Origin of the sequence: Chlorogloea sp. CCALA 695, from assembly GCF_003003885.1 — a bacterium.
Taxonomy (GTDB): domain Bacteria; phylum Cyanobacteriota; class Cyanobacteriia; order Cyanobacteriales; family Chroococcidiopsidaceae; genus Aliterella.
This window is the reverse complement of sequence record NZ_PVWN01000002.1, coordinates 64,042-88,439: the sequence shown is the minus strand read 5'-3', so window position 1 is coordinate 88,439 and position 24,398 is coordinate 64,042. Positions and strand designations below refer to the sequence as shown.

The following is a 24,398-nucleotide window of genomic DNA, read 5'->3' as shown; positions in this document are numbered from 1 at the left end:
ACTGAGGCTTGCAACATACCTCTAGAGAACCATTGACGGAATGTCTTTCTTTATCTAAATAACTGTACCATCCTTGATTACAGCATTTTTTAGTACCACAACAATGCCACTACGAATGTAGAAACCCTGACTTTCTTTCTCGGCTTCTTGGACGCGATCTTTATTAATTATCTGTACGTCGCAGCCAATCCGAGCATTTTTATCAATGATCGCGCGGCGAATGGTACTATTTGCGCCGATTCCTAACGGAATTTGTGTACTTTCATGCTGAGATTTCTCCTCAGCAAAGGGTTGATAAAAATCCGCTCCCATAATTAAAGTATCGTCAATGGTACAACCTTCTTCAATGCGCGATCGCACTCCCAACACTGAATGCTGTATTCGACACCTTTTTAAAATACACCCCTCGCCAATAATTGATTCTGTCACCTGGCAATCTAGCAGCTTACTAGGGGGCAAATAACGCGAACGAGTGTAAATTGGGGCTTCCTCATCATAAAAGCTAAATGGGGGGTCGGGTTGCTTTGTCAGCGCCATATTAGCGTCATAAAACGCTTCAATCGTCCCGATATCTTCCCAATAGCCATTGAACAAGTAGGCTTGAACGTTAAGATCCTTTGCCGCCGCCGGAATAATCTCTTTACCAAAATCGGTTTGAGTCAAAGAGGATTTTAATAAGTTAATTAAAACTTGTTTTTTGAAGACATAAATCCCCATCGAAGCAATGTAGGGTTGTTGCTGCGCTTGTTCTTTAGTCAAGCCCAAGATTGTTGTATCAACCTGCATTTGCCGCAAATCGTCACCTTTGGGCTTTTCGCTAAAGTCGATTATGCGTCCAGCGTTGTCAATTTTCATCAACCCAAAGTCGGAAGCCAAACGTTCAGAAATGGGAACAACCGAAAGCGTGATATCTGCCCCGGTTTCGCGGTGGCGTTGCACGAATAAGCGATAATCCATGCGATAGAGATGATCTCCTGACAAAATCAGGTATTCGTCAACATCCCACTCCTCTAACAGCCAAATATACTGACGCACCGCATCGGCTGTACCTTGAAACCAATTCGGGTTTTCTGGAGTTTGTTGGGCGGCTAACACTTCCACAAATCCATCGGTAAAGCCCGGAAAAGTGTAAGCACGCGCAATGTGGCGATTAAGGGAAGCAGAGTTAAATTGCGTCAGTACATAAATTTTGTAAAGTTCTGAATTGATGCAATTACTAACAGGAATATCGATGAGGCGATATTTGCCTGCTAACGGTACGGCGGGCTTGGCGCGTTGCTTGGTGAGGGGGTAAAGCCGAGTGCCTGCACCGCCCCCTAAAATGATCGATAATACTCTTTTCATAAAAAACTGCTCTTACTGCCAATCAACTCCCAAGTTTAGTTTCTGACTGTGTGGAGCAGTTGGCAAGGGGGGAGAGAAATTTAGTATTTGTCAGTATTGAATAAACTCAGCTATTGGCGGCTTTGGGGTAGGCAATCCGCTTGTGGTGAAATTGCAACCAAACTTCAACAAAAATTTCGGCAATGCGAGACATTTGGGCGCGGGTTAATCCAGAATTTATCATTTGATTATCTTGCCAGCGCGATCGCAATATTTTATTAACCATTGCTAAAGCTTCTTCGTAAGTTGCCTCTTTAAGACTTCGTAACGCCGCTTCGCAAGCATCAGCTAACATCACAATTCCAGTTTCGGGGGATTGAGGAATTGGCCCATCGTAACGAAACTCTCTTTCGTCAACGACTATACCTGACGGGTTATCTACCTCAGCTAATTGCTGGGCTTGGTGGTGAAAATAAGCAACTAAAATCGTGCCTTGGTGTTCGGGAATAAATGCCCTAACAGCTTTGGGTAAATGATATTTCCGCGCCATTATTAAGCCTTCACTGACGTGCTTAATAATAATTTCTGCACTCAACCAGGGATTATTAATTTCATCGTGCTTATTTGGGCCGCCCCTTTGATTTTCAATAAATCCTTGGGGATCGTGTAATTTACCAATGTCATGATAAAACGTACCTGCTCTTACTAACTCTACATTTAAACAAAGTTCCTTAGCGGCGGCTTCTGCTAAAGTTGACACGAATAAAGTGTGTTGAAAAGTGCCAGGAGCATTCGTTGCTAGGCGTTTTAAGAGCGGTCGATTGGGGTTGGCAAGTTCTGCTAAACGAATCGGCGTTACTAGGTCAAATAGATACTCTAAATAAGGGCTTAAGCCGATCGCTATAATACTCCAAGCCACCCCCGAAAGCCCCACTAATCCAGCTTGTTGCCAATCGTACCAACCAATATTAGTGTGATTAATAATCAAATCTACGAGCAAAAATGTAATTGCTTCGACTGAACCAACTGCAACACCGAGTAAAGCTAATTCTTCGCGCGATCGCATTTTTCCGGCATAATTACTAGCAAGTAAGCCCCCAACCGCCCCTGCCAGCAAATACTCTATATTAATTCCCAAGCTTGCGGGTAATAGCACTATTACTAAAGCTATCACCGTAAATCCCAAGGAGGGAGCGTAAAAACTGCCTAAAAGCAAGCCAATTGCTGGCAAGCTGGTATAGTTGAATCTTAAAGTTGTGATTAAAATTGTACTCAAAGTTAGCAGCATAACTAAAATGCGATCGCGCTGCTTTAAAGTACAACCTAATTGTCTTTTGATTAAGACAAAAACCCCCAAACAACCCGTTACAAAAGTTCCTAGTTGTAGCAAGCTGTACCAGCGAATTTCTCGCCGACTCAAATCAAAACGATCTAGCAATAAAAAGGCTGCATGGTCGATTTCTTGCCCAGCTTTGACAATAGTTTCCCCTTGCTGCACTTCTAATGTTATGGGGTTGACAGAAGACGCGGCTTGTTCGGCTTGATATTTTGTTTTAGCAACGTCTTCAATCAAGTTTGGCTGCAAAAGGTTAATAAGTAGTGCTTTTACCCACGATTGAGCAGTTTTTGGTAAGGCACTATTAACATCAGGGGATTTCAGGTGTGTATCTACGGCAGTTTTAATAATATCTGGCGGTAGTCCTGGGGCAATTCCTTGAGTTAAAATCCGATCTTTGCTGCTATTGATTGTCGTTTGAGTTTTTTTCCATTCCTCCTCTGACAATTCCAGCACTAACTTGTCAATATTTCTAGGATTAAGGGCAAGTTTAGTTTTTGCTTGGGCGTATTGCTGCCGAATTTGCGTAATTTTATTAATTAATTTAGTAACATTTTCTGGTGAACGCCAACTCAAGGCTTGCAATTCTATGATTGCTTCGGCTGTGGAGTTATTTGCTGGGGTACTGGGCTTGTTTTTACTAGCTAATTGGGCTTTAAAAGTTTCTACTACTAATTTCCACTCCCATTCTGGGCAATTACGCAAATAACGTTGCGCGGAAATTGACAAAGTTGATGTTTCGACAAACGGAAAACTCCCAGCTATCCGTCGACTTTCGTTACTGGCAACCAGGATTTGTTGAAGCTGGGCTTCAACTTGTTGATTTACGACTTCGTTAATTTTTAATATAGGCGAAGCAACGGTACGGGCGGCTTTACGTTCGGCTTTTGTTGTTTCAATATCTTCTACACTTATGCTGTAAGGTGCGGTGATTGTCTGCGGCGCAATTGTACCTATAGCTAACCTTGGCTGATTATAGAATCTATGTCCTAAAACTGTAGTAAGTGCGATCGCAGTTAAACAAAAAATGGCTATAGAATGATACTTTTCTAGCCCCCTCCATAGTTTCAACCCTGATTTAATCACAGAAAACCCACCATCAGCCAATTTTTTTGTTTTTTGGCTGGCGGATGTTTGGCAAAACAACTCTTTTTGGCGTTTAGGCTTGGGAAAATCAAACAAGCGCAGCTTTTTCATTAACTACATTGGCTACAAAGTAAATAAAAAAACAATTTTCGGTGCTTTCCATCTAATTATCTACCTGTTGCGGATTCTCACGGGCCAATTTACAACTCTTTAAATTGTCTAACGCGAACGAATAACGCGGGGTGCAGCAACCGCCGTAGATAGTAGTTGGGCTTTGCTGTCGTACACTCCTGACCATACAGCAACTAAATCCTCGGATAATTGTAACATTTCTGCCCTTGGGCTAGTTTGCGAGTCGGCAACTATTTGCCAACTACTAGGAATATTGGCGGCGCTGTTGTAAGCGCCCGATAGTGCGCCCACAATTTCACTACTGGTAAAGGGCGATTGAATACTCCTTTTTACACTGAGGTTAATATCTTCTACGGTACTCAAAAAATAATAAAATGCTAAAGCCACAGAGTTTGTAACGCTACTTCCCTTAGCAATTATAGTTTTCTCTATCCCTGCTTTTTGCTCTAATAAAGTCTGCACTTGTTGCAATGCGTCAGTTAACTCTGTATTTGGCGCGTCTATAAAGCTAACTATTTGAGGAATTAACTTAGTGGGGTAAAGTTTTTCTGTCAAAGCTTGGGCGATCGCATACCCAATTGCTAATATACTTTCTTGAATAACTGGTTCATACTGCCAAATACTAGCTACAGATAGCAAATTTGAGCGCAAGTTAATTTTGTTATCGTGATAAAAAAGTGCCAATGGTAAAGTTGCTACCACTGCTTGCAACGGTGTTAATTCTAGGATTAAAAGCTTTTTTAGCCAGCTTTGCCGCTCAAATCTACCCAATTCTATCAAGCTTTGCGCCCCTGGAATTATTACTTTGGCGATCGCAGTAGAGTTTGATTGGCTGGGATTAGTAATTGTCTCGGCTATTGTTGCGCCTAATAAAGCACCGTGAAATCGGCTAGTTATTGAGTAGCGCATAGAATTAAATTACTAAACGTTGTAAGCAGCGCTCATTTCTTGCTGTGCAACTAAATGATGAATCAACGCCTGCAATCCTAAACGATAACTTTCTGCGCCAAACCCGCTAATTTGTCCAATAGCGACGGGTGCAATATACGAGTGATGGCGGAAGGCTTCGCGCTGATAAATGTTACTCAAATGCACTTCTACAGTAGGCAATTTAACCGCAGAAATTGCATCTCTAATTGCTATGCTCGTGTGAGTGTACGCCCCAGCATTAATTAAAATTCCTTGCTGTTCGCTGGCGTTATGAATAGTATCAATTAGTACGCCTTCATGGTTTGATTGCACCGCAAATACTTTCGCCCCTAACTTTGCAGCTTCTGCTTCTAAGGAGCGATTAATTTCATCCAAAGTCACAACGCCATAAATCCCTGGTTCGCGTTTCCCCAAAAGATTTAGATTTGGCCCATGCAGCACTAAAATACTAAACAGATTTAATGTCAGCACAATATTAAACTAACGACGACGATGGCGATCGTTAACAGGAATGGGGATAAGTTCTGGTTCTGGCTCCGCTTCTGGCCCTAACAAAGTTTCTATCAGCTTACGCGCCCAGTCTTTTAAATTTTCTAGTACCTTTTCAATGTAGTCCATTGAGCCAGTTGCTCCTACAATATCTGTTTAGTTTTCTACTGTACGTTAAAAATAACGAAATCTTGCGATACATTATATTGTCTTAAGCTTATATGCGACTCTAGAGCAGATTCATCCTACTAAAGAAAGGTAAATAAATTTAAAACTGAGTATTTTTAACATTTCTACATATATCTTAAACCATTGTGACCCATTACGTTGTTAATAGTTGCAGGCGCAGACAATCGAGGGCGCTACAAAGGCTGAGGTGACGAATCAAAGGGCGGTCTTTTGTTTGCCCGAAACGAAATTCAAAACTTTTGACTGCGCCATTTTCTTTGGCTACACCGATATAAACTAGACCTACAGGTTTATCATCGCTACCGCCATCGGGGCCAGCAATACCCGTAATACTTAAGCCCCAGGTAGTACCCAGCAGATTTTGAACTCCCACCGCCATTTGCTCGGCAATAACGGCACTCACAGCGCCTTTATGAGCCAAATCTTGACTGTCGACTTTGAGCAAATCAGTTTTTACCCGATTGTGGTAGGAAATTATGCCACCAAGAAAATATTGAGAGCTTCCAGATACAGTAGTTAGCATCTGTCCTAAGCCGCCGCCCGTGCAAGACTCCGCCACGCTGAGAGTTTGACTAGAGGCAAGTAGTAACTGTCCCACAACTGAAGCTAAGGTGTCATCGTCCGCGCCAAAGTAATGTTTCCCAGCAATTAGCTTTAACTTTTCGGCTACAGGCTGTACTATTTCCTGTGCTTGGGCGATAGAAGGAGCTAAAGCCGAAACCCGCAACTTGACTTCTCCCATACTGGCATAGGGCGCAACGGTGGGATTAGATAGGTCAAAAAAGGGCGCTACTTTTTCAGCCAAAGCCGACTCGCCAATTCCCCAAAACTTTAGAGTTTGGCTGTAGATAATTTGTTGTCCAAAGCCGAGACTTTGCAAGTAAGGTACAGCGCTTTGAGTCCACATCTGGTGCATTTCTGAAGGTACGCCAGGGAAGGTAAAAATAATTAATCCCGCTTGGGGTTCCCAGATGACTCCAGGGGCAGTGCCGCTCCCGTTGGGCAAAATCTTCGCACCTTGAGGTAGTAGCGCCTGCTTGCGATTGCTAGGGGTCATCAGGCGATCGCGTTGGGCATATTTGTTAGTAATATCGGCAATAATTTCGGGATGCTCTACTAAAGCTACACCAAAAAAATCTGCTAAAGTTTCGTGGGTAAGATCGTCAGGGGTAGGGCCAAGTCCACCAGTAAAAATTAGCACTTGGGCTTCTTTTGTAGCGTCTTCTGTCCTAGAAATCGCAATTTCTACAACTTGCTTAATTCTGCTAGGATTATCGCCAACAACCGTTTGATAGTAGTGACTAATCCCCAGAAGTGCTAATTGATTAGCTAAAAACTGAGCATTACTATTAAGTATGCTACCTAGCAATAACTCTGTTCCCACACAAATTATTTCTGCACTCATAAATATTTTTTAGCTTAATTACCAATTCCCAATTCCCAATTCCCAATTCCCAATTCCCAATTCCCAATTCCCAAGAGACGTTGCATTGCAACGTCTCTACAGTATTTAAACTAGGGCAGGTACAGGAATTGTCAGGTGGGGATACAAGGGAAAACGATCGCATAATGCCGCGACTCGAATTAGACAATCTTGAGCTACAGTTTCATCTTGAGGATTAAGCAAGCGATCACTAATTATATTGGCAATCTCGGTAAACTCAGTTGCTCCCATGCCTCTAGTTGTCATTGCTGGCGTACCTAGACGCAAGCCGCTAGTGACAAAAGGCGATTGTGGATCGAAGGGAACGGTATTTTTATTAGCAGTAATATTCACACCACTAACTAATCTATCGCCCTCTTTGCCAGTCATGCCGATGCAGCGCAGATCAACCAGCATCAAATGATTGTCCGTGCCATTAGAAACAATTTTAAAGCCTCTATTTTGCAATTGTGTTGCCATAGTTTGAGCATTAGCAATTACTTGCGCCGAATACGTTTTAAATTCTGGCTGCAAAGCTTCGCCAAAAGCTACCGCTTTCCCGGCAATAACGTGTTCTAAAGGGCCGCCCTGAGTCCCAGGAAAAACGGATTTATCAAACTTTTTGCCCAATTCTTCGTCGCCCGTAAAAATAAAACCGCCTCTAGGCCCGCGCAAAGTCTTATGAGTAGTGGTTGTAACTACATGACAATGAGGCAGTGGGTTAGGATGCAGCCCAGTAGCTACTAAGCCAGCAATATGAGCAATGTCTGCGAGTAAATACGCGCCTACTTCGTCAGCTATTTGTCTAAACTTGGCAAAATCTATAATGCGCGGATAAGCCGAATAACCACAAATTAATAGTTTGGGACGATGTTGCAGGGCTAATTCCCGGATTTGTGCGTAATCTAGCTGCTCAGTTTCTTGGTTAACGCCATAGTGACAAGCTTTAAACCACTTTCCCGATACGTTGACAGGAGAGCCATGAGTCAGGTGTCCGCCATGAGACAAGTCCATACCCATAATTGTATCTCCAGGCTCTAGCAGCGTCAGGAAGACGGCAAAATTAGCCTGCGCTCCTGAATGAGGCTGCACGTTGGCATGAGCCGCGCCAAATAGCTGTTTGGCGCGCTCAATAGCTATTTGTTCAATTTTATCTACATACTCGCAACCGCCGTAGTAGCGCTTCCCTGGTAAGCCTTCGGCGTATTTGTTCGTCAGTACCGAACCTTGGGCAGCAAGTACCGCCGATGAGGTAAAGTTTTCACTAGCAATTAGTTCTAAATGGTCGCGCTGACGTTGGAGTTCTTCGTTGATTAAATTGGCGATCGCGCTATCAGTTTGGGCAAGAATATCTAAGTTATTTAGGCTCACTTTGGGCTATCCCTATAAATTTCACAAAAGAATAAATTTTTTAGCAAGGTAAAAAGTAATTGCCATCAACTACCGCTCTGCATTGCCGAATAATTCATCATAACCTGTTAACTTGGGATGTTTTGGGCGATTACTTCATTAAACTATGTATTTTTTCTCACAATCTGTTATAAGTAGTAGTCTAAAATAGAATTGACTGAAATCAAGGCACTTACCGGAGAAATTAGGATGTTAATGATTTTGATGGAAAATCAAATCCTTGCTCCTCAGCAGGTTTGTCCAAGTTGTCTACTTGCTGATCGCACGGGTCAACCCCGTTGGAGTAAGGGTAAATTGCGTTGCGGCCTTGCAATTAGCAATTTTGCCATTGAGCAACCAGAACAGTATCAGTGTTTGATGGGTTTTCGCGTTGCCAATATTGAGTAAAGCTCCTTAGTATCTGCGTTATCCTAAAATTATTAGACCTAGTTTCAGGAGAACGCAACAATGAGTTTGCGCGGATCTACAACAATCAAAGAGCGAATTTTTGCTTGCTTACCTTATTTGCTACCCTTAATTGAAGGATTAGCTTTTGGCACTTATCTATTTCAACAAGTTCCGGCGCTGGGTTTAGCCTTTACGCCCCTATTCCCGTTGATTCAAATCTATACAAGCGTTCCTTTTGCTGGCTTAATCGTATTTTTTGCCTTGTTTTTCTTAGTAGTCAGAAACGAATCTATTGCTCACTTTATTCGTTTTAATACAATGCAAGCAATTTTGATCGATATTGTTTTAGTTTTGTGTAGCTTTGGCTTACAAATTTTTGGGGCTAGTTTTGCTGGCGAAATCCTCAGCAATACAGTATTTATCGGTTTAGTTGCAGCCGTTGGTTATTCGGTCATTCAGTCGGCTTTAGGGCGTTATGCGGAAGTTCCAGTAATCTCGGAAGCAGTTTATATGCAGGTGCGCTAACTAATAACTGTGGCAGGAGCAACTACAGTGTTTTCTAAGCGCCCAATGCCTTCAATTTCTACACGAATGCGATCGCCTATTTGTAATGCTCCAACTCCCGAAGGCGTACCCGTAAGGATTACATCTCCCGGCAGTAGCGTCATAATCTGACTAATATAGGCAACCAAAAAGTTAGGCGAAAATACCATCCGCTCAATGGAAGTTGATTGTACAGGTACTATATTGTCGTTAAGAAAAGTTTGTAAAGTAGCGGCGGCGTTTAACTCGCGGACAATCCAAGGGCCCAAAGGACAAAAAGTATCAAAACCTTTAGCCCTCGTCCATTGGTTGTCTTTTTGTTGCAAATCTCTGGCGGTGACATCGTTAGCAATGGTATAGCCCCAAATTTTATTATCAGCTTCTTGGGGAGTACAGTTTGATGTGCGATCGCCAATTATTAGCGCCAACTCTCCCTCGTAGTCTACCCTTTGAGATTGAGGGGGATACACAATAGCTGTAGAAGTAGAAATAATCGCTGTAGATGGCTTTAAAAATAACAAAGGTTCTTTGGGGACAGGCGTACCCATTTCGGCGGCGTGGTCTACATAATTTTTGCCGACAGCAACAATTTTTGAAGGCGCGCAAGGAGCTAGAAGTTGATAGCACTCTGGTGCTAATTCTAAGTCCATCGGTTGTCCTTGCAACCAGGGGGGAGCGTCTAATACTTGAACATTTTGGTTAAGTTGCAGCAAACCGTAATAAATTCTTCCCTGCAAGTCTTGAACTCGGACGTAGCGTTGCGCCATAAATCATCTTCCTACTTAAAGGTTAGTTTTAATTGTTTAGTCATAAACTTGCCTATTTGATTATTTACTTTAAGAGTCAATCAACTTACAATATGCCACTAAAGTTGATAATTACTTAAATTCAATATTTTAGAGTGCAATCTGATAGAATAGAAAATCCTTGTTGCTTTATTAGCGTTGAAGCAGCCAAATTGTCCATAAGGAGACTAAGACCTGTGCAGATCGTTTACGAAACAATGTATATTTTGCGTCCCGACTTAAGAGAGGAGCAAATAGAGCAAGCTGTTAACAAATATCAAACCTTTATTCAAGATCAAGGTGCGGAGCAAATCGAAATCCAAAATCGGGGTAAGCGTCGCCTTGCTTACGAGATTGGCAAGCAAAGAGAAGGCATTTATATTCAAATGAACTACCAGGGGCCGGGAACTGTAATTGCTCCCTTAGAGCGCTCAATGCGGTTAAGTGAAGAAGTCATCCGCTACTTAACTATCAAGCAAGAAGTTTCCGAGAAATTAACCCCTGAAGACGATGAGGTTGAAGGGGAAGAATAACCGCTCTTTGCTAAACCAATAGTTTTCAAAGGCAAAAGATAAATCTTTTGCCTTTCAATTCCCAATTAAATAGTTTACTTAGGCAACTAAAACAGCTTTTTCAACTGTTGCTTTAGCCGCAGCACAGGTATCAAATATTTCAAATACTGAATCTAGTTGAGTTAATTCAAAGATTAGCTTAACTGAAGGTTGCAAGTTACATAATACAAGTCTACAGCCACTTGTTCGAGCATTTTTTAAGGCTCTTGCTAGAGATATTAACCCCGAACTACTCATAAATTCAACTTGCTCTAAGTTAACAATTAAAAGCGTTTGAGGATTAGTGGCTAAATTTACTAATTGCTTTTCTAAAGCTCTACCTCCCTGTGTGTCTAAGCGTCCCTGTGGTTGAACCAGAATTGATTGATATTGCTGTGTATTATTCATAACTTTTACCTAATAGTTAATATATTCAATGAGACTAATCTTAGCTAAATCGAACAAAGTAATCTTTCTTACAACCGGGCGATGTAGTAATTGACGACTAACAGTTAGTTTGTTTAACAAACTAATAAAACGTAATTAAACTTTCCAATGATTTAACAGAACTACGAAAATAATTTGTATGCTGTTAAAACGCATTTTTACAATTAGGTAAAATAGACGGAGCTATAAAGAGTTTCTCGGGGGTAACTGTAAATGTTTTAAGCCTCTGTATCAATTACCTTAATGTAAACATACCCCTGAAGCTAAGTCAGTAATTTCCGATGTGTTTATTGAAACTTTATCGCTGTAAGGAGCTTTTGTAAAGTTTGTGTAAAGAAAGCAAGCTCCGTCTCTGTTGAATTGCCTATTACTTTGGAAGCATAAGCCACCGAAGCAGTTTTGGAGCCAATTTCAAGATTTTTTTGTCTATGTTCTTACTTACAAAAAAAGTTGAAAGGATGAGTGCGATCGCACTTACTGATAATTAAGTTTGACACTCTCGATCGAATCGCGCCAAGATAAAGAAAGGTAAAACTTTGTAAAGGCAGCGAGTGAATGTTGGCTGAAGTCATCTCACTAGAAACAATCCAAGACATTGCTCAACATTACGGCTATTGGGCGGTTTTCGGGGGAATACTTCTAGAAAATCTTGGTATTCCTCTCCCTGGCGAAACCGTCACCCTAGTAGGAGGGTTTTTAGCAGGTAGCGGTCAATTAAGCTACTGGTTTGTATTGGGTAGCGCTATTTTGGGGGCGGTAATTGGCGGTACGTGTGGTTACTGGATAGGAAGGTATGCGGGATGGTCATTTTTGCTCAAACTCGGTAAGTTTCTCCGTATCCCAGAAACAAAATTAGAACAAATTAAAGCTCAGTTTAGTGAAAATGCGGGTAAGGCGGTATTTTTTGGACGTTTTGTTGCTTTACTTAGAGTTTTTTCGGGTTTACTTGCGGGAATTGCCGAAATGCCTTTTGGACAATTCTTTTTGTATAACCTTGTGGGTGCGATCGCTTGGGCTTCAGTAATGGTAACTTTAGCGTTTTTTGTCGGGCGAGTTGTTGCTTTAGAACAATTAATTGCTTGGGTTGGTCAATTTACACTTGTAGCCTTTGGCTTGGTTGCGGCTTGGCTGTTTATCCCGCCTTGGCTAGAAGCTCGTAAAACTAAGGAGTTAGAAAGTGGAGAGTAGAGGCGCAACTTACGCCTCTACAGGTTTTTAGGAGTTTTGTTGCGACCAAATTCGCGTTGGTAGTCCCCAAACGTAGATAAAGCCTTCGGCGGCTCTATGATCGAATTTGTCATCGGCTCCGTAGGTGGCTAAATCGGGGGTATACAGCGATTGCGCGGAGGAGCGTCCAACAATGGTGGCATTACCCTTAAATAGCTTGATCCGGACGCTTCCAGTTACTCGCTCTTGAGTTTTTTGGACAAAGGCATCTAAGGCAGATTTTAAGGGACTGTACCACAGCCCGTTGTAGATAATTTGGCTATAAGTTTCCTCAATACCGCGTTTGTAATGGGTTACATCGGCAGTTAAAGTCAAGCTTTCTAAGTCGCGGTGAGCTTGAATTAATACTATTAGCGCTGGGACTTCGTATATTTCCCGCGATTTGATGCCAACTAAACGGTTTTCGATCATGTCGATGCGTCCGACTCCGTGACTACCTACAAGCTCGTTTAGCTGCTTGATTAGTTCTACTGGAGCAACGTTTTGTCCGTTTAAGGCAGTGGGAATACCACGCTCGAAGCCAATCTCTACGTATTCTGGCTCGTTTGGGGTATCGGCGATCGCTTTAGTCATTAAATAAATTTCTTCTAATGGCTCGTAGCTAGGATCTTCTAGGGGCCCAGCTTCAATACTTCGTCCTAATAGATTGCGATCAATACTATAGGGAGAAGATTTTTTAACTGGGGAAGGAATACCAAATTTTTCCCCGTAGGCGATCGTTTCTTCCCGACTCATTCCCCATTCTCGCGCTGGTGCTAAAACTTTGAGGTTGGGGTTAAGCGCGGCGATAGAGACATCAAAACGCACTTGATCGTTACCTTTGCCAGTACATCCATGAGCTACCGCATCCGCGCCGTATTCTTTGGCTGCATCTACTAAAAGTTTAGCGATCAAAGGACGAGCTAAGGCTGTGGAAAGAGGATAACGGTTTTCGTATAAAGCGTTTGCTTGTAGGGCTGCAAAGGCGTAGTCTTTAACAAAATTTTCTGTAGCATCAATAACTAAAGACTTACTCGCCCCTGATTTTAGCGCTTTTTCCCGGACTGGTTCTAATTCATCTCCCTGTCCTAAATCTGCGGCGAGGGTAATTATTTCTTCAACTCCCCATTCTTGTTTGAGGTAAGGAATGCAGACAGATGTATCTACTCCACCAGAATAAGCTAGTACAACTTTTTTAGCACGACCCATTAATTTTTACTTCCCGCAAAACAACGAGTCAATATTATCTACCTAATTACGCCCTATTCACAGTTAGCAATGGTACAGAATTTGTGGCAATGAATAAATTGGTAATGGGTAATGGATAAATTGGTCATGGGTAATTGGTAATTGAAAGTAGTTTCAGTAAGTAATTTTCATTGAGGAAGATACAGGAAAGTTGCGCAAGGTAAAAATCATCACACTTTCGGCAACGCCCATAAAATTAACTCACCAGGCTCTGTTTTTCAAGTGACATACTAGAACTAAGTGGGTTTAATTAGGGGGAGATGGTGTTTTTTAGTATTGTTATTCCAACTTACGATCGCTTACCAATTTTACAAAAATGTCTTAAAGCGCTAGAAAATCAACGTATTCCGGCTCAAAGTGCTATCAGTGGCTATGAAATTGTGCTTGTAGATGATGGCTCTACTGATGGTACTTTAGACTGGTTGCAAGCATCGGCGGCGGATTTTCCCCATGTAAAATCTTACTTGCAAAACCACCAAGGCCCTGCGGCGGCACGTAATTTAGGTGTAGAGAAGGCGTTGGGCGATACAATTATTTTTATTGATAGCGATTTAGTTGTGACTGAAACCTTCTTAGTTGCTCACTTTGAAGCTCTAACTAATGCTGAGAGCGATCGCATTTTTACCTACGGGCGCGTAATCAATACTTGTAACTTCGATTCCCCTACTTCTGAACCTTATAAACTGACAGACTTTTCGGCGGCTTATTTTGCTACCGGAAATGTAGCGATTGCGCGTCACTGGCTGGATAAAGCGGGTTTATTCGATAGGCGCTTTCAACTCTACGGCTGGGAAGACTTGGAATTGGGGGTAAGACTTAAAAAATTGGGCTTAAAATTAATTAAGTGTCCTGATGCTGTAGGCTACCATTGGCATCCTCCTTTTGCTTTAGCTCAAATTCCTAACCTAATTGATAAAGAAATCCAACGGGGACGAATGGGGGTTTTATTCTATCAAAAGCATCCTACTTGGGATGTCAGGATGATGATTCAAATGACCCCGTTGCATAAGGTTTTGTGGAGCATCTTATCTGTAAATGGATTACTAAACGAAAAAACGATGGCTCCCTTTTTGCAGTGGCTAATTAACCAAAATAAACCCCAACTAGCTTTAGAAATTGCCCGGATTTTTCTTAACTGGTACAACGTTAAGGGCGTTTATGCTGCCTACGCTCAAATGCGTCAAACATCGCCGATTACGTAATGATTTTAATTCCCAATTACCAATTACCAATTACCCATTACCCATTTGTGATACACTAGAAGGGTTGTCTAAACTCACACATCCAGTTTTTTCGGGTGTTTCTTAATTAGAAATGCGCCTGGATGGAGGATTAACCCGAATAGGAGCAAAAAATATGCCAGTAGTTTCATTGGCTCAAATGATGGAGTCGGGAGTTCACTTCGGGCATCAAACCCGGCGGTGGAATCCAAAAATGGATCGTTACATTTACACTTCCCGCAATGGCGTTCATATCATTGACTTGGTGCAAACAGCCCAATTGATGGACAATGCCTACAACTATATGCGGACAGCCGCAGAGCAAGGCAAGAAATTTCTATTTGTTGGCACTAAGCGCCAAGCTGCGGGGATTATTGCCCAAGAAGCTACTCGTTGTGGCTCTCACTACATTAACCAACGGTGGCTAGGTGGGATGTTGACAAACTGGGCAACCATCAAAACTCGCGCCGAACGGTTGAAAGACTTAGAACGCCGGGAAGAAACTGGGGCCTTAGATTTATTACCCAAAAAAGAAGCTTCCATGTTGCGCCGGGAAATGACTAAGTTGCAAAAATACCTTGGTGGTATTAAAACAATGCGGAAAATCCCCGACATAGTGGTAATTGTAGACCAACGCCGGGAATACAACGCCGTTCAAGAATGCCAAAAGCTAGGGATTGAGATTGTATCAATGTTAGATACAAATTGCGATCCTGATGTCGTAGATGTGCCAATTCCTGCTAACGATGATGCGATTCGCTCCATTAAGTTGATAGTAGGTAAGTTGGCTGATGCGATTTATGAAGGGCATCACGGTCAAGTCCCAGAAGATGGAGACTACCCAGACTACGATGGCGCAGAAGACTTTGAGGATGAGGAAAGCGGATATACAGATTCGTTACCTCCCACGGAAGAAGAAGCCGGAGCATAGCTTTATTGGGGAAATTCAATCGGTGATTAATTTGAGGTTTGAAACTCTAGGAATTTAGAGAATTGAACGCGAGATGAATTTTTGAATGATTTGGTAAGTGTTTTAGGGCAAACTTTGAGTTTGCCTTAAAGCCCTTGAAGCACAAAGATAACTGTAATTCAAGTAGGGATTAAGGCAAGATGGCGGACATATCTGCACAAGCTGTCAAACAACTGCGCGAAAAAACTGGCGCGGGGATGATGGACTGTAAAAAAGCACTAAAAGAAACTGACGGCGACCTCACCCAAGCAATGGACTGGCTGCGGAAAAAGGGGATGGCTTCGGCGGCAAATAAAGGTACAAGGGTTGCCGCCGAGGGCTTGGTAGACAGTTACATTCACACGGGCGGTAGAGTCGGTGTACTTGTAGAAGTAAACTGCGAGACGGACTTTGTAGCGCGTGGAGATGCGTTTAAAAAACTGGTACAAGATATTGCCAAGCAAGTAGCAGCTTGTCCTAATGTTGAGTATATTTCTGTCGCAGACATCCCCGCCGAAATTTCTGAAAAAGAAAAAGAAATTGAGATGGGTAAGGATGATTTGGGCAATAAGCCAGCAAATATTAAAGAAAAAATTGTTCAAGGTCGAATTGAAAAGCGCTTGAAAGAAATGACTTTGATGGATCAGCCCTTTATCCGCGATCAAAGTATTAATGTGGAAGAATTGGTAAAACAAAGTATTGCGACTTTGGGCGAAAACATTAAAGTCCGGCGCTTTGCTCGGTTTGTATTGGGTGAAGGCATTGAAAAGCAAGAAAGCAACTTTGCTGATGAAGTAGCCGCACAAATGGGCAAAAACTAATTTTTAAAGGCTGATGGCTCGGTGTTTTAGGCAGGTCAAGCACGAATTAAAGCTGACCTGTCTTTATTTTGAGTAGCTATTTTAAAATATGAAAAGTACAAATGTACCTAAGTCTAGCTTGGCGCTGTGGTAGTTATGGTTGAACAAATTAATCGGGATATTGCGGCGCTAGAAGAAAAGGTAAAAGTAATCGCCACCGAACTTGAAAATGCTTATATTAGTTATCTCACTGCTTTGGGGCAAGGGGTGTCAAAACAGCTAATGTTGGCAACTTATCACCTGTGTACTCAGGGCTACCCACAAGAGTTTGTTAGGTTGTCAATGAGCCAAAGACAGCAATTACAGCAAGAGATTCGTCAATTGACACAGCAAGCCGCCGCCCAGTTGCTTAGGCATACTCAAACAGAAGATAGTTTAGAGTTTTCTTTTTTGGCAGAAGAAGAAACCGCACCAATTAGCTTTTCTGACCCTGTGGAGTTGATGAAATGGCAGTTTCAGGTAGAAAATGCGATCGCACATACGCTCAAAACTCTCTCTAGCAAAACTAATAGCGTTCTCCAGAAAGCGGAAATATTACCAAACAATTTACCCCTTGCGCCCTTGCTAGAAGCGGCTACCAGTGCCTCGGATGGTGCGCCAGAAATGATGAGCGGCTCATCGCCAAATCTATTAAACTTATTAATAGAAACCGATAGCGATAGTGAGTCTTCTGAATCTCATGTTACTCATATTATTGCTATTCATCTGCGACTAATAGAGATTGAATTTGCCGATACTACCGTTCGGGCTAAACGCAATCAAATTCGTAGTATATCGGGGAAAGTAGGCAAGCTAGAGCGCGAGTATCAAAAAAAGCAGCGCGAAAGAGATGTAGCCCAAGCTGAAGCCGCATGGCGCGCAAGTTGGTTTGAATCCTAGTTTTAAAGTTTGAACATCAATGTACATTACTGACTCACCCGATTGGTTGCGCTTGCAAAAAGCCTTAGCAGTAGAGGCAGAAAGGGGCTTTGTTGACCTGATGGGGAAACAGTACCGTTTTAGTGAGTTTCTCAGTCTCAGCTTTGGTAAATCGCCGGATGGGTTGCCTTTTGAGGAGCGCCAACGCTGGCAATCAATGGCATTAGAATTTGCTAACTATCCCCAATTAACTCTTGAGGAGCGCCAGAGTTTAGTAGCTACCACACGCCGATATATTTATAATACTTTTCAAGCCACACCGGGAGAGGAGCAGCCTTACACGCCCAAGGTAAAGTTAGCAAAAACAACTCCTTTAGCGGCAGAAATAAATGAACGCCTTCTTCCCACTCTTGACCAATCTTTGACTAGCTTGCCCGAAATTGGCGCTAGGAGAGCAAGTTATTTAACTCGTTTGGGTTTGTCTACGGTGCGAGACGTGCTGTTTTACTATCCCCGTGACCATATTGATTATGCGCGTCAGGTTAATATTCGGGAATTGGCGGAAGGGGAAACGGTAACAATTGTTGGTAGAGTTCATCGTTGCAGTTGCTTTAGCAGTCCCCGCAATCCTAAGTTGACGATTTTGGAAGTGATTTTAAAAGACAATACCGGACAAATTAAACTCAACCGTTTTTTTGCTGGTAGTCGTTACTCAAATCGCGGTTGGCACGAACAGCAAAAACGCCACTATCCAGTAGATGCAACGGTTGCGGCTTCAGGATTAGTTAAAAAGAATAAGTATGGCGTAACTTTAGACGACTTAGAATTAGAAGTTTTGGCTAGTCCCGGAGATGGGATTGATTCGCTAACTATTGGGCGAGTAGTGCCGATATACGCGCTTACAGAGGGGGTGAGTGCGGATATGGTCAGACAAGCAGTAATTGCGGCTTTGCCTTGCGCTAGTCAACTAAAAGACCCGTTACCTGCGGCGCTGCGTAAGCATTACGAGCTAGATAAATTGAGTAATGCGATCGCAAATATCCATTTTCCCGCCGATGATACTGCTTTAGCTGTTGCTAGGAGACGGTTAGTTTTTGATGAATTTTTTTATTTACAACTAGGTTTACTGCAACGTCAATACAAAGCTAAACAAATTCAAACTAGCGCTATTATTGCTCGAACGGGGCAGCTAATTGAGCAGTTTTACGAAGTATTGCCTTTTAAAATGACGGGCGCTCAATCGCGGGTAATTAACGATGTTCTCAACGATTTACAAAAATCTTCTCCCATGAACCGTTTAATTCAAGGGGATGTAGGTTCGGGAAAAACCGTTGTGGCTGTAGTTGCCATTCTCGCGGCGATTCAATCGGGTTACCAGGCGGCTTTGATGGCTCCTACAGAAGTTTTGGCAGAGCAGCATTATCGTAAATTAGTTAGCTGGCTCAATTTACTGCATTTGCCTGTAGAATTGCTCACGGGTTCTACTAAAGCTGCTAAACGGCGACAAATTCACGCGCAGTTAGAAACCGCCGAATTGCCGCTACTCGTAGGAACTCATGCTTTAATTCAAGACCCGGTAAATTTTCAAAGGTTGGGTTTAGTAGTTATTGACGAACAACACCGTTTTGGGGTGGGACAACGGGCGGCGTTGCAGCAAAAAGGGGAAGCGCCCCACGTATTAACTATGACTGCAACCCCGATTCCGCGCTCTTTAGCGCTGACGTTGCACGGCGATTTGGATGTTAGCCAGATTGACGAATTGCCCCCCGGACGGCAAAAGATTCATACTACAGTTTTGACAGGGAAAGAACGCGCTAACGCCTACGATTTAATTAGCCGTGAAGTCGCCCAAGGACGACAAGCTTATATTGTTTTCCCTTTAATAGAAGAATCAGAAAAATTAGATGTTCGGGCGGCGGTTGAGGAACATCAAAGGTTGCAAGAAAGTGTTTTTCCGCAGTTTCAAGTCGGATTGCTACATGGTCGGATGAGTTCGGCGGATAAGGATGCGGCGTTAACTCAATTTCGGGACAATCAGACGCAAATTATTGTTTCGACGACGGTAATTGAGGTTGGGGTCGATGTCCCCAATGCTACGGTGATGTTGATTGAAAATGCCGAACGTTTTGGTTTATCTCAGTTGCACCAATTGCGGGGACGAGTAGGACGCGGTGCGGCGCAATCTTACTGTTTATTGATGAGTAGTTCTAAGGCTGAAACGGCGCGTCAACGGTTGCAAGTTTTGGAACAGTCGCAAGATGGGTTTTTTATCTCTGAGATGGATATGCGGTTTCGCGGGCCTGGGGAAGTGATTGGGACTCGTCAATCGGGGGTCGCAGATTTTACTTTAGCAAGTTTGGTAGAAGATCGAGAAATTTTAGAATTGGCTAGGCAAGCGGCGGAAAAGGTGATTGAAAAAGATCCTTTGTTAACTCGTTGGTCGTTGATGCGGAAGGAGTTGGAGTATCGTTATCAAAGGCTGATGGGTGGGGCAATTTTGACTTAGGAAGAAGTTAGACTTAGGAGAGTTTTTAAAATATCTTTTTACTTCATCCGTGTATTCTTTTACGATAAAGCGGTCGCTGATTTTTTGAGATATTAACTGATTCATAATGTACAGAAAGCAATATTAGTAATATTAGTAAGGATTATTAAATGACAAAGATTTATTTACAAACTCATAAAGTTGAATTATGGGGATTACCTAGCACCGAAGGAGAGGGCGGAATCTATACTAATAAAAGCTGGATTGAAAAACAAGAGAACTGGGGTTTAGTTTTTTTAGTAGTTACAGGAACTCCTAAGCAATATCGTGAGGTAGGATTTGAACAAAAACTACCCGAAATAACGCTCTCCTCAAAACGAATATATTTTCTTTGGGAAAAATTTGAGATCGAACAAGTTAAGCAATGCAGCGATGGACAGTTTCTTGCTACTGGAAACAAGCGTCATCAAATTTTTACTCCATCTCTACTACTGAACAACACTATTGGATTTGAGGAATTTCGCAAGCACTATATGACCAGTGGTCTAATCAACCTTGCTAAAAACTGTCCCCCTTACTTACAAACTTTGCTGGAACTTAGCGACAAAGCATAACGAAAATGCTTCATGCGATCGCAAGTAAGATCAAATCTTCAATCTTTTTTATGTTGGGATCCCCTGCTAAGTAGCCAATCCCGCGATGCAGATGGAGGCGAAATTGCGTTGCTAGGGTTTCTTTGTCTGTGCCTAAATTGTCGTTGTAGCAGCGCTGTTTGAGGGCAATCAGGAGGATATCGGACATTTCACCGCCGAAGACTCGCCAAGTCATTTCGACGTTGCTATCGGCGGGTATTGGTACGGGTGAAGGAATAGTTGGTTCGGCTAAAGAACGACAAAACGCCCAGCGACAAAGAATATTCCATTGCTCGATTTTGGTGCTGCGCTTGAGTTTGGTTAATTGATCTTTAGCCGTTTGAGATAGTTGGATTCGTGTTAGTGGAGGTTCCATTGCTAAAGTAGCCGGGTTCTATGGTGGTTTGTCTGGTGCTTGGAGAGTATTTTAGGAGATATTCACGCGCGATCGCTTTATTATCCCGCAACTGTTGAACTTCGGTTTGCCCAATTTCAGTATCAGTAGATAGTAATATTACTTGGTGGCTGGCGTTGGGAAAGTAGCGTTCTATCAGGTTGTTGCGGTGGGATGAATCTAATCTACCTAACGGCGTGTCGATGGCTACAGGCAAGTTGCGCCCAGAGACACGGGCTAATCCCCACAAAAATGCGATCGCTAGTAGTTGTTTTTCTCCCGCCGATAAGCGATGTTTGAGTACGGGTTTTCCTGAATAATCGTACAAAGATAAGGTAAAAGTATGAGCATCAATAGCGATCCGATGTACCAAATCTGATTTATGTAGCAGATATAGGAAGCATTCTGTAACTACGGTTTCTAGCTGATTGAGTTTCCTTAATGTTAGTTTTTCCCGAAATAATTTAAGAGTATTTTGAACTTTTGCCGATGCTTTGATAATATGTTCATCGTTTTTGCGATCAATATTTTGATCGCCAAACTGTGATAGTTCTTTGATAGTTTTGTCAACGAATCTACCTAATTCTTCACAGTGCTTTCTAGTAGTTTCATAATTAGATTTTGCTTGGACTAATTGCGATTGAGAAACTTTAACAGCATCGGCGAGTTTCTCGTATCTTTCTGGGGCGGCGGCGGCGGATAATTGTCTTTCAATAGCGGTGGTTTCTTCTTCTTTATTTTTTAAGTTAAGTAATTGTTCTTTTGCTTTCTTTATCTGGTTTGGTAAGTCACGACCAATATTATTAGTTAATTGATTGCTTGTTTCAGAATCTCCAGCTAAATAGAGGTTTTCAGTTAAGTTAATATCTTGCTCTAAAGCTTTGTTTTCTTCTTCAATGAAAAGGTTTATTTGCTCAACTTGTTCTGGTAATAATGCAAGAGTTTCAATACAACTTAAAAAACGATTGTCTCTAGCTTTTACCACATCTTGAGCAATCTTTGCTTGCAAGTGTTTAGATTCTTTTTGTGCTTGGGTTTGCGCCTGATTTAAAAGGGTTGAAATTAAAGCTAGGGGAATAACATCCGCCGCTACTTCAGATAAGTCTTTGCGAAGATGTGCGATCGCTTCATTCCCATAACTTAGCTGCGTTTCTAGCTGGCTACGGTTCTTGGCAATTTTACCACCTTCAGATAAGAATTTTTCTGAGGTTTCATCGTAATGTTTTTGAGCTTTTTCTATATCTTTTTGAGTTATTTTTAACTGCTCTTTTGCCGCTTCAAACTTATCTTTTTGCAAATTTAGTTTTTGTTCAATTTTTTCTAAATTTGCCAAGTCTTGAGTATCCGCCACAGCTTTACGCTTGCGGTTAACTAAAATCTCAATATCACCTGCTAAACGTTCAGCTAATTCTAAGCCCAAAAGTGTTTTTATGGCGTTAGTTACGTCAATAGTAGGGGTTTCTTGTTCGGCTAATTCTTTTACTTGTTCGCCATCAAAAAGAAACAAATTAGAAATGCCTAAAGGTAACAAATCTTCAATGCGTTCATCCCAAATTTGAGTAAGGGCTAAATCTTGATAGTTGTCAATAGAAACGCCTAAACTATCTTTACCGCTTTTAGAGTTTTTCGTCCAAACTCTTTCGATTTTAAACTCTACTTGAACGTTGTTTAAAATATGTTCAAAAGTTAACTCAATCCGAGTTTGATCGCCGGGAGGTGTATGGCGATTGACAGATTGATTTAAAAATTCGCTATACCCTAAATTATTGCGAGTAGAACATTGCGCCCGATGTCCGTAAAGTGCTAGACGAATAGCATCCATTAGCGTTGTTTTACCGCCGCCATTCATTCCACCTAATAAAATAATTGGTGGAGAATCCTGATCTTGCGGACGCAAATTTAACACCTGTCTGCCACAATAAGGGCCAAAGTTTTGAATTACAAGTTCAAGAAATATCATTTTTTGCCTGAAACTTTAAATCTGCCCAAGTTAGTTGTTTAACAGTTTCCACATTTCCATCACCCGCAGCAGTTTTTAAATCGCGCTTGTAATGGGCATTTGCGATCGCATCCGTCGGGGATCTAGAACTTGTTTCAAAGCACTTTTCTAATTTACTATAGATACCTGTACGACTGGTCATTGTCCGATATTGGCGTTCTGTATCGAGCAATTTTGCCATCAATTCTAGGTGCATAGCATCGCCCTGGCAGAGTTCTTCTAGTACCGTCCACTCATCTGCACCTAAAAGACTATTATCAGCCCCAGGGCGCGGATCTAGGAAAATTTCCCCCGTAACTTCTTGATAAATGCGCGGTAAGCTATCATCAAACTCGTGTTTTTCTTCTAACCAAATGCGTCTAATTTCGCTAAGTTCTTCCGCCGTTATTAGAGTAATATCGCGCATTTGTAATGGTGCGGTGCGGCGAATTTGCGTTTGGGCGGATAGTAGCTTCCTTAGCCAAGTTTCCCGCCACTCTTTAGTATAAGGGCCTGGTATGGGTTCTACAGATATTTCACCATCGATATTACGCTCAAATAATTGTACATTACCAGTTAGACGGCGAAAATCGCGGCGATCGCGATCGTTTTCTACATCTAATTCATTGCGTATATCTAGCAAAGGCTGCATCCATTCTTTTTCTTCATCATTTTGGATCATTGCCTCCATCGATTTATCTTTACTAACCATTGTGCAAACCCAGCACCCAAAACGAGAACTACCACAGCTAGGGGTAGAAGTATCGACTACTAAAGGACATTCATTATCTTCTGTAGCGCCCCGATACATGGCAAATAAGTCTTTGTTACTTTGTCCCCAAGGATTTTCGTACTGATTGAGGTAAAGCCACACTTCATCATTACGCCAGTCTTCTATGGGGCTGTAAATTAGGGAGTTAGGTAGGCTTGAGTTAGGGCTGAGGCGATTGCGTAATCTACCCTCTTCATGCTTCTCCATTGTTGCCGCTCGTTTAATGCTTTCAGCTTTACGAGTACCTAAGACAAGTATTGTTTCACCGTTAGCTCGAACTACCTCACGGGTAAAGTGGTTAGCAGGATTAATTTTGAGACGTGATGTACACCACCGAAATTGTAATCTAGGCGCTGGGTATCCTTTCCCTATAAGATTTACCCAAAAAGTGTCCTGGATTTGTGGTTGCAGTAGATGAGGCTCTATTGGTAGTTGTTGTTCTTGAGCAGCAACTTTCATCCATTCTAAGGATCTACTTACCCATGCAGATACTATAGGATTTTCTACTAGCGTATCTGTTGAAATTACATATATTGTCTTGCGGCGCTTTTTTATTGGAAGGGCTGCGATCGCATTCCAGATTAATTGCAATACTGTTGTACTGTCTTTTCCTCCCGAAAACCCAATAATCCAGGGGATAGAATCTAAGCAATATAGCTCTTGAATTTCAGTAGTAAGAGCTTGGATGTCTTCTACAAGCTCTCCAACAGTACGTTGATATTGACTATCAATATTAGACTTTGGAGCAGTTGTCATCTCTTACTT

At 42.1% G+C, this 24,398-nt stretch carries 23 protein-coding genes; 10 read left to right on the top strand and 13 right to left on the bottom strand.

Annotation, left to right across the window (positions count from 1 at the left end):
• Positions 1-54 precede the first annotated feature (54 nt).
• The 7 genes from C7B70_RS01815 to glyA all read right to left on the bottom strand — a co-directional run bounded on the left by C7B70_RS01815 (position 55) and on the right by glyA (position 8,279).
• On the bottom strand, positions 55-1,344 hold the full coding sequence (locus tag C7B70_RS01815; protein ID WP_106367363.1) for a glucose-1-phosphate adenylyltransferase: 1,290 nt from the start codon (positions 1,342-1,344) through the stop codon (positions 55-57).
• Between the two features lie 106 nt (positions 1,345-1,450).
• Positions 1,451-3,856 (bottom strand): HD family phosphohydrolase, encoded by a 2,406-nt coding sequence (locus C7B70_RS01810; RefSeq protein WP_106367362.1) that lies wholly within the window; start codon positions 3,854-3,856, stop codon positions 1,451-1,453.
• Between the two features lie 108 nt (positions 3,857-3,964).
• Positions 3,965-4,786 (bottom strand): ADP-ribosylglycohydrolase family protein, encoded by an 822-nt coding sequence (locus tag C7B70_RS01805; protein WP_106367361.1) that lies wholly within the window; start codon positions 4,784-4,786, stop codon positions 3,965-3,967.
• A 12-nt stretch (positions 4,787-4,798) separates the two neighbouring features.
• Complete coding sequence (aroQ, locus tag C7B70_RS01800) at positions 4,799-5,278, bottom strand: type II 3-dehydroquinate dehydratase (protein WP_233220789.1); 480 nt, start codon at positions 5,276-5,278, stop codon at positions 4,799-4,801.
• A gap of 9 nt (positions 5,279-5,287) precedes the next feature.
• Positions 5,288-5,425: a hypothetical protein gene (locus C7B70_RS26775; protein WP_199191995.1), complete on the bottom strand. Its 138-nt coding sequence runs from the start codon at positions 5,423-5,425 to the stop codon at positions 5,288-5,290.
• A gap of 193 nt (positions 5,426-5,618) precedes the next feature.
• Positions 5,619-6,890 (bottom strand): competence/damage-inducible protein A, encoded by a 1,272-nt coding sequence (locus C7B70_RS01795; protein ID WP_106367359.1) that lies wholly within the window; start codon positions 6,888-6,890, stop codon positions 5,619-5,621.
• 105 nt (positions 6,891-6,995) lie between these two features.
• Entirely contained in the window at positions 6,996-8,279 is a 1,284-nt protein-coding gene (glyA, locus tag C7B70_RS01790; protein ID WP_106367358.1) for a serine hydroxymethyltransferase, read from the bottom strand.
• 228 nt (positions 8,280-8,507) lie between these two features.
• On the opposite strand from glyA, the gene C7B70_RS01785 reads away from it, so the two are divergent.
• Positions 8,508-8,705 carry a hypothetical protein gene (locus tag C7B70_RS01785; RefSeq protein ID WP_106367357.1) on the top strand — a complete coding sequence of 66 codons (198 nt, stop codon included), beginning with the start codon at positions 8,508-8,510 and terminating at the stop codon, positions 8,703-8,705.
• Positions 8,706-8,765: 60 nt separating this feature from the next.
• Positions 8,766-9,230, top strand: coding sequence for a Tic20 family protein (locus C7B70_RS01780; RefSeq protein ID WP_106367356.1), 465 nt, complete (start codon positions 8,766-8,768; stop codon positions 9,228-9,230).
• Here the strand turns inward: C7B70_RS01780 and C7B70_RS01775 are convergent.
• Positions 9,227-10,015 (bottom strand): fumarylacetoacetate hydrolase family protein, encoded by a 789-nt coding sequence (locus C7B70_RS01775; RefSeq protein ID WP_106367355.1) that lies wholly within the window; start codon positions 10,013-10,015, stop codon positions 9,227-9,229. The genes C7B70_RS01780 and C7B70_RS01775 overlap by 4 nt on opposite strands.
• A 236-nt stretch (positions 10,016-10,251) precedes the next feature.
• Between C7B70_RS01775 and rpsF the strand changes: the two genes are divergently transcribed.
• The gene (gene rpsF, locus C7B70_RS01770; protein ID WP_199192005.1) at positions 10,252-10,566 is read left to right on the top strand and encodes a 30S ribosomal protein S6; all 315 of its coding nucleotides are present in this window, start codon (positions 10,252-10,254) and stop codon (positions 10,564-10,566) included.
• 78 nt (positions 10,567-10,644) lie between these two features.
• Here rpsF and C7B70_RS01765 read toward each other — a convergent pair whose 3' ends face one another.
• Positions 10,645-10,992, bottom strand: a complete 348-nt coding sequence (locus tag C7B70_RS01765; RefSeq protein ID WP_106367353.1) for an STAS domain-containing protein — start codon at positions 10,990-10,992, stop codon at positions 10,645-10,647.
• Positions 10,993-11,586: 594 nt separating this feature from the next.
• Here C7B70_RS01765 and C7B70_RS01760 point away from each other — a divergent pair.
• Positions 11,587-12,219 carry a DedA family protein gene (locus C7B70_RS01760; protein WP_106367352.1) on the top strand — a complete coding sequence of 211 codons (633 nt, stop codon included), beginning with the start codon at positions 11,587-11,589 and terminating at the stop codon, positions 12,217-12,219.
• A 27-nt stretch (positions 12,220-12,246) separates the two neighbouring features.
• Here the strand turns inward: C7B70_RS01760 and C7B70_RS01755 are convergent, their stop codons facing one another.
• Positions 12,247-13,446: an argininosuccinate synthase gene (locus C7B70_RS01755; protein WP_106367351.1), complete on the bottom strand. Its 1,200-nt coding sequence runs from the start codon at positions 13,444-13,446 to the stop codon at positions 12,247-12,249.
• Positions 13,447-13,745: 299 nt separating this feature from the next.
• Between C7B70_RS01755 and C7B70_RS01750 the strand changes: the two genes are divergently transcribed.
• The 6 genes from C7B70_RS01750 to C7B70_RS01725 all read left to right on the top strand — a co-directional run bounded on the left by C7B70_RS01750 (position 13,746) and on the right by C7B70_RS01725 (position 20,471).
• Positions 13,746-14,687, top strand: a complete 942-nt coding sequence (locus C7B70_RS01750) for a glycosyltransferase family 2 protein (protein ID WP_106367350.1) — start codon at positions 13,746-13,748, stop codon at positions 14,685-14,687.
• A gap of 154 nt (positions 14,688-14,841) precedes the next feature.
• Complete coding sequence (rpsB, locus tag C7B70_RS01745; RefSeq protein ID WP_106367349.1) at positions 14,842-15,636, top strand: 30S ribosomal protein S2; 795 nt, start codon at positions 14,842-14,844, stop codon at positions 15,634-15,636.
• A gap of 179 nt (positions 15,637-15,815) precedes the next feature.
• On the top strand, positions 15,816-16,475 hold the full coding sequence (gene tsf, locus C7B70_RS01740; RefSeq protein WP_106367348.1) for a translation elongation factor Ts: 660 nt from the start codon (positions 15,816-15,818) through the stop codon (positions 16,473-16,475).
• Positions 16,476-16,610: 135 nt separating this feature from the next.
• Entirely contained in the window at positions 16,611-17,393 is a 783-nt protein-coding gene (locus C7B70_RS01735) for a hypothetical protein (RefSeq protein ID WP_199191994.1), read from the top strand.
• A 19-nt stretch (positions 17,394-17,412) separates the two neighbouring features.
• On the top strand, positions 17,413-19,878 hold the full coding sequence (recG, locus tag C7B70_RS01730; protein ID WP_106367346.1) for an ATP-dependent DNA helicase RecG: 2,466 nt from the start codon (positions 17,413-17,415) through the stop codon (positions 19,876-19,878).
• 149 nt (positions 19,879-20,027) lie between these two features.
• Positions 20,028-20,471 (top strand): hypothetical protein, encoded by a 444-nt coding sequence (locus C7B70_RS01725; protein ID WP_106367345.1) that lies wholly within the window; start codon positions 20,028-20,030, stop codon positions 20,469-20,471.
• A 10-nt stretch (positions 20,472-20,481) separates the two neighbouring features.
• Here C7B70_RS01725 and dndE read toward each other — a convergent pair whose 3' ends face one another.
• Genes dndE through dndC form a run of 3 tightly spaced genes read right to left on the bottom strand, consistent with a single transcriptional unit; the run spans position 20,482 to position 24,389 of the window.
• Entirely contained in the window at positions 20,482-20,865 is a 384-nt protein-coding gene (gene dndE / locus C7B70_RS01720) for a DNA sulfur modification protein DndE (protein WP_106367344.1), read from the bottom strand.
• Positions 20,822-22,843, bottom strand: coding sequence for a DNA sulfur modification protein DndD (gene dndD, locus C7B70_RS01715; protein WP_106367343.1), 2,022 nt, complete (start codon positions 22,841-22,843; stop codon positions 20,822-20,824). Before dndD ends, dndE begins: the two co-directional genes overlap by 44 nt.
• Positions 22,830-24,389 carry a DNA phosphorothioation system sulfurtransferase DndC gene (dndC, locus tag C7B70_RS01710; protein WP_106367342.1) on the bottom strand — a complete coding sequence of 520 codons (1,560 nt, stop codon included), beginning with the start codon at positions 24,387-24,389 and terminating at the stop codon, positions 22,830-22,832. Before dndC ends, dndD begins: the two co-directional genes overlap by 14 nt.
• Positions 24,390-24,398: the final 9 nt, after the last annotated feature.